We start from the raw sequence: 13,871 nt of genomic DNA, 5'->3' as shown, positions 1-13,871 counted from the left end.
CTATGAGCTCAGTGCAGTACCCGACCCGGTTGCCTTGCGGCAACCGGGTTCTTGATTTGTCACGTACCCATGTCATGGGTATTCTCAATATCACCCCCGATTCCTTCTCCGATGGCGGGCGCTTCAACCAGCGCGACGAGGCCTTGCGCCATGCCGAAGCCATGGTTGCCGCCGGTGCCACGCTGATCGACATCGGTGGTGAGTCCACCCGGCCTGGGGCGCGCGCCGTTTCGGTCACCGAGGAGCTCGAGCGTGTGGCGCCGATGGTCGAGGCCATCAACAGTCGCCTGGACGTGGTCATTTCCGTCGATACCTCGACCCCGGCCGTCATGCGTGAGTCTGCGCGCCTTGGCGCCGGGTTGATCAACGACGTGCGTGGCCTGGAGCGCGACGGCGCCCTGGATGCCGCTGCCGCCACCGGCCTGCCGGTGTGCCTGATGCACATGCGTGGCGAGCCGGGCAACATGCAGGACGACCCGCACTACGAGAACGTGACTGCCGATGTTGCCCGGTATCTGCAGCAGCGCATGGCGGCCTGCGCATCGGCCGGTATTGATGAACAACGCATCATCCTTGACCCGGGCTTCGGTTTCGCCAAAACGCTGGCGCACAACCTGAGCCTGTTCAAGCACATGGAAACGCTCCATCGTCTTGGGCGCCCACTCCTGGTGGGGGTCTCGCGAAAGAGCATGATCGGCCTGACGCTGGAACGTCCGGTCGACGAGCGCCTGTACGGCAGCCTGGCACTGGCGGCCCTGGCCATGACCAAGGGCGCGAGCATCCTGCGTGTCCACGACGTGGCCGAAACGGTCGATGTGGTGCGCATGATCGCTGCGGTACAAGGCGCCGAATAAGAACATTGGAGTCCCTATGAGCAGAAAATACTTTGGTACCGACGGCATTCGTGGCCGCGTCGGCGAATACCCGATCACCCCGGACTTCATGCTGAAGCTGGGTTGGGCGGCCGGCATGGCCTTCCGCAAGCTCGGCCACTGCCGGGTGCTGGTGGGCAAGGACACGCGTATCTCCGGCTACATGTTCGAGTCTGCCCTCGAAGCCGGCCTGTCGGCGGCAGGCGCCGACGTGATGCTGCTGGGGCCGATGCCGACACCGGCCATCGCCTACCTCACGCGTACCTTCCACGCCGAAGCCGGTATCGTCATCAGTGCCTCGCACAACCCGCATGACGACAACGGCATCAAGTTCTTCTCGGGCCAGGGCACCAAGCTGCCGGACGACGTCGAACTGATGATCGAGGAACTGCTCGATCAGCCGATGACCGTGGTCGAGTCGAGCAAGCTGGGCAAGGTGTCGCGTATCAACGATGCTGCTGGCCGCTACATCGAGTTCTGCAAGAGCAGCGTACCGAGCAGCACCAGCTTCGAAGGCCTCAAGCTGGTGGTCGATTGCGCCCATGGTGCCACCTACAAGGTTGCGCCAAGCGTGTTCCGCGAGCTGGGTGCCGATGTCACTGTGCTGCATGCCCAGCCCGACGGGTTGAACATCAACGAAAACTGCGGCTCGACCCATATCGAATCGCTGCAGGCTGCGGTGCTGGTCGGGCATGCCGACCTCGGCATTGCCTTCGACGGTGACGGCGACCGCGTACTGATGGTCGACCACACCGGGGCGATCGTCGATGGCGACGAGTTGCTGTTCATCATTGCCCGCGACCTGCAGGAGCGTGGCAAGCTCCAGGGCGGGGTAGTGGGTACGCTGATGAGCAACCTGGGCCTGGAGCTGGCGCTCAAGGACCTGGATATCCCCTTCGTGCGGGCCAAGGTCGGTGACCGTTATGTGATGGCCGAGCTGCTGGAGCGTGAGTGGCTGGTGGGCGGTGAGAACTCGGGCCACGTGGTGTGCTGCAACTACACCACTACCGGTGATGCGATCATTGCCGCGTTGCAGGTGCTGATGGCGCTCAAGCGCCGCGGCGAGGGCCTGGCCCAGGCCCGCCAGGCCCTGCGCAAATGCCCGCAGGTGCTGATCAATGTGCGCTTTGGCGGCAGCAAGGTCGACCCGCTGCAGCACCCGGCCGTGCAGGAAGCCAGCGCCAAGGTCACCGAGGCGCTGGCGGGGCGCGGGCGTGTGCTGTTGCGCAAGTCCGGTACCGAGCCGCTGGTGCGGGTAATGGTCGAAGGCGAGGACGAAGCGCAGGTGCGTGGCCATGCCGAAGCCCTGGCCAAACTGGTTGGCGAAGTTTGTGTCTGAAGGCGCTTGCCAGCGCAGATCTGGTTGGGTAAGATCTGCGCCCACTTTGACCGACGAGGTAAAGCATGCGTCGCCCTATGGTAGCTGGTAACTGGAAGATGCACGGTACCCGCGCTAGCGTCGCTGAGCTGATCGAAGGCTTGAGCAATCTCGCCTTGCCGAGCGGAGTGGAAGTCGCAGTATTTCCACCGGCCTTGTTCATCAATCAAGTGATCGATGGCCTGGCGGGTAAAGAAATTACTGTCGGTGCACAGAATTCTGCTGTACAACCCGAACAGGGTGCGCTGACCGGGGAAGTTGCTCCCGAGCAGCTGGTTGAAGCAGGTTGCAAGTTGGTGTTGATTGGCCATTCCGAGCGTCGCCAGATCATTGGCGAAACCGACGAAGTGCTGAATCGCAAGTTTGCAGCGGCCCAGGCCAAAGGTTTGAAGCCAGTGCTTTGCATAGGGGAAACCCTGGAAGAGCGCGAGGCAGGCAAAACGCTCGAAGTTGTCGGGCGTCAACTAAGCAGTATCATCGAAGCATTCGGTGTTAAGGCTTTTGCCAATGCAGTAATTGCCTATGAGCCTGTATGGGCCATCGGCACTGGCCTTACGGCCACGCCACAGCAGGCCCAGGATGTGCACGCCGCCATCCGCGGCCAGCTGGCGGCAGAAGATGCTGAAGTGGCTGCGAAGGTGCAGTTGCTCTACGGCGGCAGCGTGAAGGCGGCCAATGCGGCCGAACTGTTCGGCATGCCGGATATCGATGGGGGGCTCATTGGTGGAGCGTCCCTGAACGCAGACGAATTCGGTGCAATTTGTCGCGCCGCAGGAAACTGAACAAATGCTGGAAACAGTCATCGTTGTTTTTCATCTGTTGGCAGCGCTTTCGCTAGTAGTGCTGGTACTGTTGCAACAGGGTAAAGGTGCTGAAGCAGGTGCATCTTTCGGCGCGGGTGCTTCTAATACCGTGTTCGGGAGCCAAGGCTCTGCAACGTTCCTAAGTAAATTAACTGCTATACTCGCTGCCACTTTCTTTTTGACAGCACTTGGGTTAGGATACTTCGCGAAGCAACAAGCTCACCAGCTTAGCCAAGCAGGTCTTCCAGATCCAGCAGTGCTAGAAGTGAAAGAGCCGCAAAAACCGGCAGTCAATGATGATGTACCGGTGCTCCAACAGCAGCAGAAGAGCGAAGCAACTCCTAATACGGGTGATGTACCTCCTCCGGCAGAAGAGCAGAAGTAACGGGTTTCAAGTAGTAGTATTGCCGAGGTGGTGGAATTGGTAGACACGCAACCTTGAGGTGGTTGTGCCCATAGGGTGTAGGGGTTCGAGTCCCCTTCTCGGTACCAATTGAAGCTTGAGAGCCCGCTTTAGCGGGCTTTCTTGCAGGTGAAGGTTTGGATTTGACCCTCAGCAGGGTTCGGTCTTATACTTTCGCCCCAGCTTTGTCGCGGGGTGGAGCAGCTTGGTAGCTCGTCGGGCTCATAACCCGAAGGTCGTTGGTTCAAATCCAGCCCCCGCAACCAGCTTCAGCGGAGCCCCTTTTCAGGGGCTTTTTGCTAACCGAACAGTTTCGGCGTCGTTGTCCAACGGCGCTTTCAGGGATGGGCGCTTTGCCCATTTTTTATTTGCACAGCATGCACGAGGGGGTTCAGGTGTCGAGCAAGCTAGAACAGTTGCAGGCCTTGTTGGCCCCGGTTGTCGAGGGTCTGGGCTATCAATGCTGGGGGATCGAGTTCGTTTCCCAGGGTAAGCATTCGGTATTGCGCATCTACATCGACAAGGAAGGCGGTATTCTGGTGGACGATTGCGAAGCAGTCAGCCGTCAGGCCAGCGCAATCCTCGATGTGGAAGATCCAATCAGCAGTGAATACACCCTCGAGGTGTCTTCCCCAGGCATGGATCGCCCACTGTTCACTCTGGAACAGTTTGCCTCGCATGCCGGCGAACAAGTGAAGATCAAGCTGCGCTCACCCTTCGAGGGTCGTCGTAACTTCCAGGGCCTTCTCCGCGGTGTGGAGGAGCAGGACGTGGTGGTCCAGGTGGACAACCAGGAATTCCTTCTGCCGATCGATTCGATCGACAAGGCCAATATTATTCCCAGTTTTGACTGAGACGTGCCGGGCCCGGCGGACTATCCGGGCCCAATGGCTTGCGCAAGGCGAGGCGTACGATGAGCAAAGAAGTACTGCTGGTTGTTGAATCGGTATCCAACGAAAAAGGTGTACCGCCCGGCGTCATTTTCGAAGCGCTGGAGGTGGCCCTGGCCACTGCAACCAAAAAACGTTTTGAAGACGAAGTCGATCTGCGTGTGGAAATCAACCGCCACACCGGTAGCTACGAGACCTTCCGTCGCTGGACCGTGGTCGATGAAGCCGATCTGGACGATCCGGCGATCGAGACCTGGCTGGACAAGATCAAGGACACCCACCCTGAAGCCAAGGTAGGTGACGTGATCGAAGAGAAGATCGAGTCCATCGAATTTGGTCGCATCGCCGCCCAGACCGCCAAGCAGGTCATCGTGCAGAAGGTCCGCGAGGCCGAGCGTGCCCAGGTGGTCGATGCCTACCGCGAACGCGTTGGCGAAATCATCTCCGGTACCGTTAAAAAGGTTACCCGCGACAACGTCATCGTTGACCTGGGCAACAACGCCGAGGCCCTGTTGGCCCGCGAAGACATCATTCCCCGCGAAACCTTCCGTGTTGGCGTGCGCCTGCGTGCACTGCTGAAGGAAATTCGCACTGAAAACCGTGGCCCTCAGCTGATCCTGTCGCGCACCGCGCCGCAGATGCTGATCGAGCTTTTCCGCATTGAAGTGCCGGAAATTGCCGAGGGCCTGATCGAAGTCATGGCTGCTTCCCGTGACCCGGGTTCGCGAGCCAAGATCGCCGTCCGCTCCAAGGACAAGCGTATCGACCCGCAAGGTGCCTGTATCGGCATGCGCGGTTCGCGCGTCCAGGCTGTATCCGGGGAGCTGGGTGGTGAGCGTGTGGATATCGTCCTGTGGGACGATAACCCGGCGCAGTTCGTCATCAACGCCATGTCGCCGGCTGAAGTCGCGGCGATCATCGTTGATGAAGATGCCCATGCCATGGACATCGCCGTCGCCGAGGACAACCTGGCCCAGGCCATTGGCCGTGGCGGTCAGAACGTTCGTCTTGCCAGTCAGTTGACCGGCTGGACCTTGAACGTGATGACCGAGAAGGACATCCAGGCCAAGCAACAGGCCGAAACCGGTGACATCCTGCGTAATTTCATCGATGAACTGGAAGTCGACGAGGAGCTGGCCCAAGTGCTGGTCGACGAAGGCTTCACCAGCCTCGAAGAAATTGCCTACGTACCGTTGGAAGAAATGCTCAACATCGATGGCTTTGACGAAGATATCGTCAATGAGCTCCGCGCTCGAGCCAAGGACCGTTTGTTGACCAAGGCCATCGCTACCGAAGAAAAACTGGCAGACGCCCACCCGGCCGAAGACCTGCTCTCCCTTGAGGGCATGGACAAGGACCTGGCGGCTGAACTGGCGGTGCGCGGCGTGGTTAACCGCGAAGACCTGGCCGAGCAGTCGATCGACGATCTGCTCGACATCGACGGCATCGACGAAGAGCGTGCCGGCAAGTTGATCATGGCCGCCCGAGCCCACTGGTTCGAGTAATTAGGCGCGGCCTGAGGAGAGAAGTGCATGACGCAAGTCACGGTGAAAGAACTGGCCCAAGAGGTCGAGGCACCGGTAGAGCGCCTGCTGCAGCAGATGCGTGAGGCAGGTCTGCCGCACACCGACGCCGGTCAGGTAGTGACCGACAATGAGAAGCAGACCCTGCTGACTCATTTGAAAAGCAGCCACAAGAGCAAGGCGGAAGAGCCGCGCAAGATTACCTTGCAGCGCAAAACCACCAGCACCCTGCGTGTCGCCGGTAGCAAGAGCATCAGCGTAGAAGTACGCAAGAAGAAAGTTTTCGTGCAGCGCAGCCCGGAAGAAATCCAGGCTGAGCAGAAGCGTGAGCTGGAAGAGCGCCGTGCGGCCGAAAACGCTGCGCGCGACAAGGTCGAGGCCGAAGTTCGCCAGCGCAACGAGGAACAGGCTCGCCGTCAGGCTGCCGATACCGCAACAGCAGCCCCGGCGCCTGCCGCCAAGCCAGAGCCGGCTCCTGCCGCTGCCCCGGCCCCGGTCGTCGCCGACGCGCCAGCCTCCGAAGACGCTGCAGCCCGTGCTGCCGAGCGCAAGAAGGACGAGACCCGTCGCAACGAGAGCCGTACCCGTGATGACGACCGTCGTCGTGGCGAAGCCCCTCGTGTGTCGATCAAGGTCAAGGTCAAGGAGAAGGAAAAGGCTCCAACGCCACGTGCCGCTCCGCGTACCACCGATGAAGAGAGCGACGGCGCCCGTCGTGGTCGTGGTGGCAAGAGCAAGCTGAAGAAGCGTAACCAGCACGGCTTCCAGAACCCGACCGGTCCAGTCATCCGTGACGTGACCATCGGCGAGACCATCACCGTCTCCGAACTGGCCCAGCAGATGTCGGTCAAGGCCGCTGAAGTGGTCAAGTTCATGTTCAAGATGGGTACCCCGGTCACCATCAACCAGGTGCTCGACCAGGAAACTGCCCAGCTGATCGCTGAAGAGCTGGGCCACAAGGTCACGCTGATCAGCGACACCGCGCTGGAAGATTCCCTGGCCGAATCGCTGAAGTTCGAAGGCCAGGCCGAGTCCCGCGCGCCGGTGGTTACCGTCATGGGTCACGTTGACCATGGCAAGACCTCGCTGCTCGACTACATCCGTCGTGCCAAGGTTGCTGCTGGCGAAGCCGGTGGCATTACCCAGCACATCGGTGCCTACCACGTGGAAACCGACCGCGGCATGGTCACCTTCCTCGATACCCCGGGCCACGCTGCGTTCACCCAGATGCGTGCCCGTGGTGCCAAGGCGACCGACATCGTCATCCTGGTGGTGGCGGCGGACGACGGCGTAATGCCGCAAACCCGCGAAGCGGTTCAGCATGCCAAGGCAGCTGGCGTTCCGCTGGTGGTTGCAGTGAACAAGATCGACAAGCCGGGTGCTGACCTCGATCGTATCCGCAACGAACTGGCCGTCGAAGGCGTTACCTCCGAGGACTGGGGTGGTGACACGCCATTCGTCAAGGTATCGGCGAAGATGGGTACCGGTGTCGACGAGCTGCTCGAAGCTGTGCTGCTGCAGGCCGAGATCCTCGAGCTGACTGCTACCCCGACTGCACCTGGTCGTGGCGTGGTCGTCGAATCGCGCCTGGACAAGGGCCGCGGCCCGGTCGCGACCATCCTGGTTCAGGACGGTACGCTGCGTCAGGGCGACATGGTGCTGTGCGGTTCCAACTATGGCCGCGTGCGTGCCATGCTCGACGAGAACGGCAAGCCTGTGAAAGAAGCCGGCCCGTCGATCCCGGTCGAGATCCTTGGCCTGGACGGTACCCCGGAAGCCGGTGACGAGCTGTCCGTGGTTGCCGACGAGAAGAAAGCCCGCGAAGTTGCCATGTTCCGTCAAGGCAAGTACCGCGAGGTCAAGCTGGCCCGCGCTCACGCCGGCAAGCTGGAAAACATCTTCGAGACCATGGGGCAGGAAGAGAAGAAAACCCTCAACATCGTGCTCAAGACCGATGTGCGTGGTTCTCTCGAGGCGCTGCAGGGTTCGCTTGGCGGCCTGGGCAACGACGAAGTGCAAGTGCGCGTGATTGGTGGTGGCGTCGGTGGTATCACCGAGAGCGATGCCAACCTGGCGCTGGCTTCGAACGCTGTACTGTTCGGCTTCAACGTGCGTGCCGATGCCGGTGCGCGCAAGATCGTCGAGCAGGAAGGTCTGGATATGCGTTACTACAACGTGATCTACGACATCATCGAAGACGTCAAGAAGGCCCTGACCGGCATGCTCGGCAGCGATGTTCGCGAGAACATCCTGGGTGTTGCCGAAGTGCGTGACGTGTTCCGTTCGCCGAAGTTCGGCGCCATCGCTGGCTGTATGGTCATCGAGGGTACCGTGTACCGCAACCGTCCGATCCGCGTACTGCGCGACGACGTTGTGATCTTCGAAGGCGAGCTGGAATCGCTGCGTCGCTTCAAGGACGACGCCTCCGAAGTGCGTTCGGGCATGGAGTGCGGTATTGGCGTCAAGAGCTACAACGACGTCAAGGTCGGCGACAAGATCGAAGTCTTCGAGAAAGTCCAGGTGGCTCGTACCCTTTAAGGGCGAGCGAGCCGCAAGCGCCCCTCGCAGGGCGGCTTGCGGTACCTCTTCAGGTAGCGCCCGGTCAGGCTCAGGTCTGCCCGGGCGTTTGCCGCTTTAAGTTACAGGTAGCAAGAATGGCCAAAGAATATAGCCGTACCCAACGTATTGGCGATCAGATGCAGCGCGAGCTGGCCGAGCTGATCCGTCGCGAAGTCAAGGACCCGCGTGTCGGCCTGGTGACCATCACCGCCGTGGACGTCAGCCGCGACCTGGGCCATGCCAAGGTGTTCATCACCGTCATGGGCGAAGAAACCCCGGACGCGGTGCAGCAGTCGCTCAAGGCACTCAACAGCGCTGCCAGCTTCCTGCGCCTGCACCTGGGGCGTTCGATGCAACTGCGCAGCGTGCCGCAATTGCACTTCCACTTCGATGAAAGTGTCAGCCGCGGTGTGCACCTGTCGGCGCTGATCGAGCGTGCAGTGGCCGAGGACCGCATGCACAAGGAAGCCGACGAGCCGGACACCAAGGAGTAAGCGGTGGCCCAGGTCAAACGTATCCGCCGCAACGTCAGCGGCATCATCCTGCTGGACAAGCCGCTGGGCTTCACCTCCAATGCCGCCCTGCAGAAAGTGCGCTGGCTGCTGAATGCGGAAAAGGCCGGCCACACCGGTAGCCTCGACCCGCTGGCAACCGGCGTGCTGCCGTTGTGCTTTGGCGAGGCGACCAAGTTTTCGCAGTACCTGCTCGACTCCGACAAGGGCTACGAAACGGTCATGCAGCTGGGGCAGACTACCAACACCGGCGACGCCGAAGGTGAGGTTCTGCAGACCCGTGAGGTGACCGTTGGTCGCGCCGATATCGAGGCGGTGCTGCCGCGTTTTCGCGGCCCCATCAGCCAGATACCGCCGATGTACTCGGCACTCAAGCGTGATGGCCAGCCGCTGTACAAGCTGGCACGTGCAGGAGAGGTAGTGGAGCGCGAGGCGCGTTCTGTTACTATTGGCCGCTTGGAGTTGCTCGAGTGCGAAGGCACCCGTGCACGGTTGAGCGTAGGTTGCAGCAAAGGCACCTATATCCGCACCCTGGTGGAGGATATTGGCGAGGCCCTGGGCTGCGGCGCCTATGTTGCCGAGCTGCGCAGGACCCAGGCCGGGCCCTTCGCGCTGGCACAGACGGTGACCCTCGAAGCGCTCGAACAGGCTCACGCCGAAGGCGGCAACGAAGCGCTGGACCGCTTCCTGATGCCCTCGGACAGCGGCCTGCAGGACTGGCCAATGGTCAGCCTGTCCGAACACAGTGCGTTCTACTGGCTGCATGGGCAGGCGGTACGCGCGCCGGACGCGCCACAATTTGGCATGGTCCGGGTACAGGATCATAATGCGCGCTTCATCGGTATCGGTGAAGTGAGCGAAGACGGGCGCATCGCGCCACGTCGGCTTATTCGGTCGGAATGACCGAAACCGCGGGGCCAGGCAATTGCCGAACCCCACGGCAGCAAGGGTGGCTGTCAGTAGGCACGGTCACACCTTTTTTATTAATACAGGGATTTGTCCCTGGCCTATTGGACCCCGCATGCGGGATCCGTTATCAGGAGAAGCCAAATGGCCCTCAGCGTTGAAGAAAAAGCTAAGATCGTTGCCGAATATCAGCAAGCCGCCGGCGATACCGGTAGCCCGGAAGTGCAGGTTGCTCTGCTGACCCACAACATCAACAAGCTGCAAGGCCACTTCAAGGCCAACGATAAAGACCACCACTCCCGTCGTGGTCTGATCCGTATGGTTAACCAGCGTCGTAAGCTGCTGGACTACCTGAAGGGCAAAGACACCACTCGTTACAGCGCCCTGATCGGTCGCCTGGGCCTGCGTCGCTAATAGCGGCCTGGTCAGTGGTGTGCATGGCGTGTCGCAGGCTTCGGCTTTGCTGTTTCGCAGCAGGGTCGTCGGGCACGCCACGCGTATCTCCGAGGTTGGCAGCCTGGTTCAGCTGAGCGGTTTACCGCGCAGCGGCCAGGCTCCCAGCCTCGTGTTGTATCTGGACGGTCAATGGGGCCGATTCCCCGTTCTGCCCAAGAATTCGCAAGAAACCAGTTCCCCCAAGAGCCACTGAAAAAGGTAGGAAACCGTGAACCCGGTAATCAAGACTTTCCAGTTCGGTCAATCGACCGTCACTCTCGAAACGGGCCGTATTGCCCGTCAGGCAACCGGCGCCGTGCTGGTTACCGTCGATAACGACGTCACCGTGCTGGTGACTGTGGTAGGCGCCAAACAGGCTGATCCAGGCAAGGGCTTCTTCCCGCTGTCGGTTCACTACCAGGAAAAGACCTACGCCGCTGGCAAGATCCCAGGTGGCTTCTTCAAGCGTGAAGGCCGTCCTTCCGAGAAAGAGACGCTGACCTCGCGCCTGATCGACCGTCCGATCCGCCCGCTGTTCCCGGAAGGCTTCATGAACGAAGTGCAGGTCGTCTGCACCGTGGTTTCCACCAGCAAGAAGACTGACCCGGACATCGCTGCGATGATCGGTACCTCGGCTGCCCTGGCCATTTCCGGTATTCCGTTCGAAGGCCCGATCGGCGCCGCGCGCGTGGCCTTCCACGAAAGCACCGGCTACCTGCTGAACCCGACTTACGAGCAACTGGCTGCCTCCAGCCTGGACATGGTCGTTGCCGGTACTTCCGACGCCGTTCTGATGGTTGAATCGGAAGCCCAGGAGCTGACCGAAGACCAGATGCTGGGCGCGGTACTGTTCGCCCATGACGAGTTCCAGGCCGTGATCCAGGCCGTGAAGGAGCTGGCTGCCGAAGCGGGCAAGCCAACCTGGGACTGGAAACCTGCGGTGGCCAACACCGAGCTGTTCAACGCCATCCGTGCCGAGTTCGGCGAAGCGGTTTCGCAAGGCTACACCATCACCGTCAAGGCCGACCGCTATGCGCGCCTGGGCGAGCTGCGTGACCAGGCGGTTGCCAAGTTCTCCGGTGAAGAAGGCCAGCCTTCGGCTGCTGAAGTAAAAGACATCTTCGGCGAAATCGAATACCGCACCGTTCGCGAAAACATCGTCAACGGCAAGCCACGTATCGACGGCCGCGACACCAAGACCGTTCGCCCGCTGAACATCGAAGTGGGCGTGCTGCCGAAAACCCACGGTTCGGCGCTGTTCACCCGCGGTGAAACCCAGGCCCTGGTGGTTGCGACCTTGGGTACTGCCCGTGACGCCCAGCTGCTGGACACCCTCGAAGGCGAGAAGAAAGACCCCTTCATGCTGCACTACAACTTCCCACCGTTCTCGGTAGGTGAGTGTGGCCGCATGGGCGGCGCTGGCCGTCGTGAAATCGGCCACGGCCGTCTGGCCCGTCGTTCGGTCCAGGCCATGCTGCCTGCCGCCGACGTGTTCCCGTACACCATCCGCGTGGTCTCGGAAATCACCGAATCCAACGGTTCCAGCTCCATGGCTTCGGTTTGCGGTGCTTCGCTGGCGCTGATGGACGCTGGTGTGCCGATGAAGGCGCCAGTGGCCGGTATCGCCATGGGCCTGGTGAAGGAAGGCGACAAGTTCGCGGTTCTGACCGACATCCTCGGTGACGAAGACCACCTGGGCGACATGGACTTCAAGGTAGCCGGTACCGCCAAAGGCGTCACCGCGCTGCAGATGGACATCAAGATCAACGGCATCACCGAAGAGATCATGGAAATCGCCCTGGGCCAAGCCCTGGAAGCGCGCCTGAACATCCTCGGCCAGATGAACCAGGTCATTGGCCAGTCGCGTACCGAGCTGTCGGCCAACGCGCCTACCATGATCTCGATGAAGATCGACACCGACAAGATCCGTGACGTGATCGGTAAAGGCGGCGCCACCATTCGCGCCATCTGCGAAGAGACCAAGGCTTCGATCGACATCGAAGACGACGGCTCGATCAAGATCTTCGGCGAAACCAAGGAAGCGGCAGATGCTGCCAAGCAGCGCATCCTGGGCATCACCGCCGAGGCCGAGATCGGCAAGATCTACGTCGGCAAGGTCGAGCGTATCGTCGACTTCGGCGCCTTCGTCAATATCCTGCCTGGCAAAGACGGCCTGGTGCACATCTCCATGCTGAGCGATGCGCGCGTCGAGAAAGTCACCGACATCCTCAAGGAAGGCCAGGAAGTTGAAGTACTGGTGCTGGACGTGGACAACCGCGGCCGTATCAAGCTGTCGATCAAGGACGTAGCCGCGGCCAAGGCCTCGGGCGTTTAAGCGAACGCTACGCAGCAATGAAAGAGCCCTTCGGGGCTCTTTTTTTTGACCGGGGCGGGAACCTTTTGCGGACTTGCATCTTGCATGCAGGTTGCAGGTGCAGATTGCAAAATGCATGATTACTGCCGTTTCGCTTAATCGCTAAAGTACTGATTTATAAGGTTTTAATAGAAAATCAAAAGCTGGCACAGCGCATGCAACTACCTTCATACCTGACGCCAGGACACACGGCGCAGACCTTTCGAAAAACAGGAGTGACCCACATGAAGAAGTTCGCCATTGCTGCCGCTACTGCTACCGCTCTGACCCTGACCATGGCTAACGCGGCTTTTGCCCAACAGACCACCCAGGCCCCGATGATGCTGGCGGCCGGTGAGGTGACCAAAGCCAAGGAAGCTACCTCCGATACCTGGATCACCACCAAGGTCAAGGCTGACCTGATGACCGAGAAAGGCGTACCAGGCAGCGACATCAAGGTAGAAACCAACAAAGGCGTGGTTTCGCTGTCGTCTGACATGAAAGTGACTGAGTCCCAGAAAGAAATGGCAGTCAGCATTGCCAAGAAGATCAAAGGCGTACAGGCCGTTTCGGCTGACGGCCTGAAAGCCGAATAAGGAATGTCCCGTCGGCCAAACGGATTTGGCCACCAAATGCTGTAGGGGCCGCTTCGCGGCCCCTTTTAATTAATAAGCCGGATTACGCGCTACCACATCACTCTCGAAGCATTCCTGCTCAATGATCAGCGGCTCGACCAGGGGCCGGCTATCTCGAAAATGGGCGGTCTGGGTATGCGCCTCATACGCCGCATCATCGCGGTAGATCTCATACAGGTAGATCACATCCGGATCGATCCTGTCCTGCGACACATCGAACACCAGGCAACCCGCCTCGCTGGCCACCGAAGCAGCGGCATTGACTTTGATCGCGCTAAGGAAAGCATCGGCACATCCGGGCTTCACGCGGGTCTTGATGAACAGGCTATACACAAAGCGCTCCTTTTGTTTTAAATTCAATAATAAATTGTATACAAAAAAGGAGCCTAGCCAATGTCTGAATTGCCTGCCCGCCCTGGCCGCCTGAATGGCCTGCGCCATATTGCCTTGCTGGTACCCAACCTTGAGGAGTGCGAACGCTTTTACGTCGATGTGCTGGGTATGGAAGTACTGAGCCGCGCCAATGAAGACTTGGTGTACCTGACCTGCGGTAATGACAACATGTCGCTGGGGCGCGGGGCAGGGGCTGCCAACGGGTTGCA

14 protein-coding genes and 2 tRNA genes are annotated in these 13,871 nt (G+C 60.3%); 15 read left to right on the top strand and 1 reads right to left on the bottom strand.

Annotated features, from left to right (window positions below):
• The first annotated feature begins 2 nt into the window (after window positions 1-2).
• The 14 genes from folP to APH30_RS13295 all read left to right on the top strand — a co-directional run bounded on the left by folP (window position 3) and on the right by APH30_RS13295 (window position 13,230).
• Window positions 3-854 carry a dihydropteroate synthase gene (gene folP / locus APH30_RS13355; RefSeq protein ID WP_029885742.1) on the top strand — a complete coding sequence of 284 codons (852 nt, stop codon included), beginning with the start codon at window positions 3-5 and terminating at the stop codon, window positions 852-854.
• Window positions 855-870: 16 nt separating this feature from the next.
• Complete coding sequence (gene glmM, locus APH30_RS13350) at window positions 871-2,211, top strand: phosphoglucosamine mutase (protein WP_054912823.1); 1,341 nt, start codon at window positions 871-873, stop codon at window positions 2,209-2,211.
• 65 nt (window positions 2,212-2,276) lie between these two features.
• On the top strand, window positions 2,277-3,032 hold the full coding sequence (gene tpiA / locus APH30_RS13345; protein WP_054912822.1) for a triose-phosphate isomerase: 756 nt from the start codon (window positions 2,277-2,279) through the stop codon (window positions 3,030-3,032).
• A gap of 4 nt (window positions 3,033-3,036) precedes the next feature.
• Entirely contained in the window at window positions 3,037-3,438 is a 402-nt protein-coding gene (gene secG, locus APH30_RS27925; protein WP_009685347.1) for a preprotein translocase subunit SecG, read from the top strand.
• 21 nt (window positions 3,439-3,459) lie between these two features.
• A tRNA-Leu gene (locus APH30_RS13340) sits at window positions 3,460-3,545 on the top strand.
• Between the two features lie 100 nt (window positions 3,546-3,645).
• Window positions 3,646-3,722: transfer RNA gene (locus tag APH30_RS13335), tRNA-Met, on the top strand.
• Between the two features lie 129 nt (window positions 3,723-3,851).
• Entirely contained in the window at window positions 3,852-4,310 is a 459-nt protein-coding gene (rimP, locus tag APH30_RS13330; protein WP_009685348.1) for a ribosome maturation factor RimP, read from the top strand.
• Window positions 4,311-4,369: 59 nt separating this feature from the next.
• Window positions 4,370-5,851, top strand: a complete 1,482-nt coding sequence (gene nusA, locus APH30_RS13325; RefSeq protein ID WP_009685349.1) for a transcription termination factor NusA — start codon at window positions 4,370-4,372, stop codon at window positions 5,849-5,851.
• Between the two features lie 27 nt (window positions 5,852-5,878).
• Entirely contained in the window at window positions 5,879-8,407 is a 2,529-nt protein-coding gene (gene infB, locus APH30_RS13320) for a translation initiation factor IF-2 (protein WP_009685350.1), read from the top strand.
• 116 nt (window positions 8,408-8,523) lie between these two features.
• Entirely contained in the window at window positions 8,524-8,922 is a 399-nt protein-coding gene (rbfA, locus tag APH30_RS13315) for a 30S ribosome-binding factor RbfA (RefSeq protein WP_009685351.1), read from the top strand.
• A gap of 3 nt (window positions 8,923-8,925) precedes the next feature.
• Window positions 8,926-9,843 carry a tRNA pseudouridine(55) synthase TruB gene (gene truB / locus APH30_RS13310; protein WP_009685352.1) on the top strand — a complete coding sequence of 306 codons (918 nt, stop codon included), beginning with the start codon at window positions 8,926-8,928 and terminating at the stop codon, window positions 9,841-9,843.
• Between the two features lie 147 nt (window positions 9,844-9,990).
• Window positions 9,991-10,260, top strand: a complete 270-nt coding sequence (rpsO, locus tag APH30_RS13305) for a 30S ribosomal protein S15 (protein ID WP_009685353.1) — start codon at window positions 9,991-9,993, stop codon at window positions 10,258-10,260.
• A gap of 250 nt (window positions 10,261-10,510) precedes the next feature.
• Complete coding sequence (gene pnp, locus APH30_RS13300) at window positions 10,511-12,616, top strand: polyribonucleotide nucleotidyltransferase (RefSeq protein ID WP_009685354.1); 2,106 nt, start codon at window positions 10,511-10,513, stop codon at window positions 12,614-12,616.
• A 263-nt stretch (window positions 12,617-12,879) separates the two neighbouring features.
• Window positions 12,880-13,230: a BON domain-containing protein gene (locus APH30_RS13295; RefSeq protein WP_009685355.1), complete on the top strand. Its 351-nt coding sequence runs from the start codon at window positions 12,880-12,882 to the stop codon at window positions 13,228-13,230.
• Between the two features lie 69 nt (window positions 13,231-13,299).
• Here the strand turns inward: APH30_RS13295 and APH30_RS13290 are convergent, their stop codons facing one another.
• On the bottom strand, window positions 13,300-13,602 hold the full coding sequence (locus APH30_RS13290) for a putative quinol monooxygenase (protein WP_054912821.1): 303 nt from the start codon (window positions 13,600-13,602) through the stop codon (window positions 13,300-13,302).
• 60 nt (window positions 13,603-13,662) lie between these two features.
• Between APH30_RS13290 and APH30_RS13285 the strand changes: the two genes are divergently transcribed.
• A partial coding sequence (locus APH30_RS13285) for a VOC family protein (protein WP_177333729.1) occupies window positions 13,663-13,871 on the top strand: 209 nt, incomplete at its 3' end.

This window comes from Pseudomonas sp. NBRC 111127, assembly GCF_001320345.1.
Lineage (GTDB): Bacteria > Pseudomonadota > Gammaproteobacteria > Pseudomonadales > Pseudomonadaceae > Aquipseudomonas > Aquipseudomonas juntendi.
This window is presented reverse-complemented; position numbering and strand designations above follow the sequence as displayed.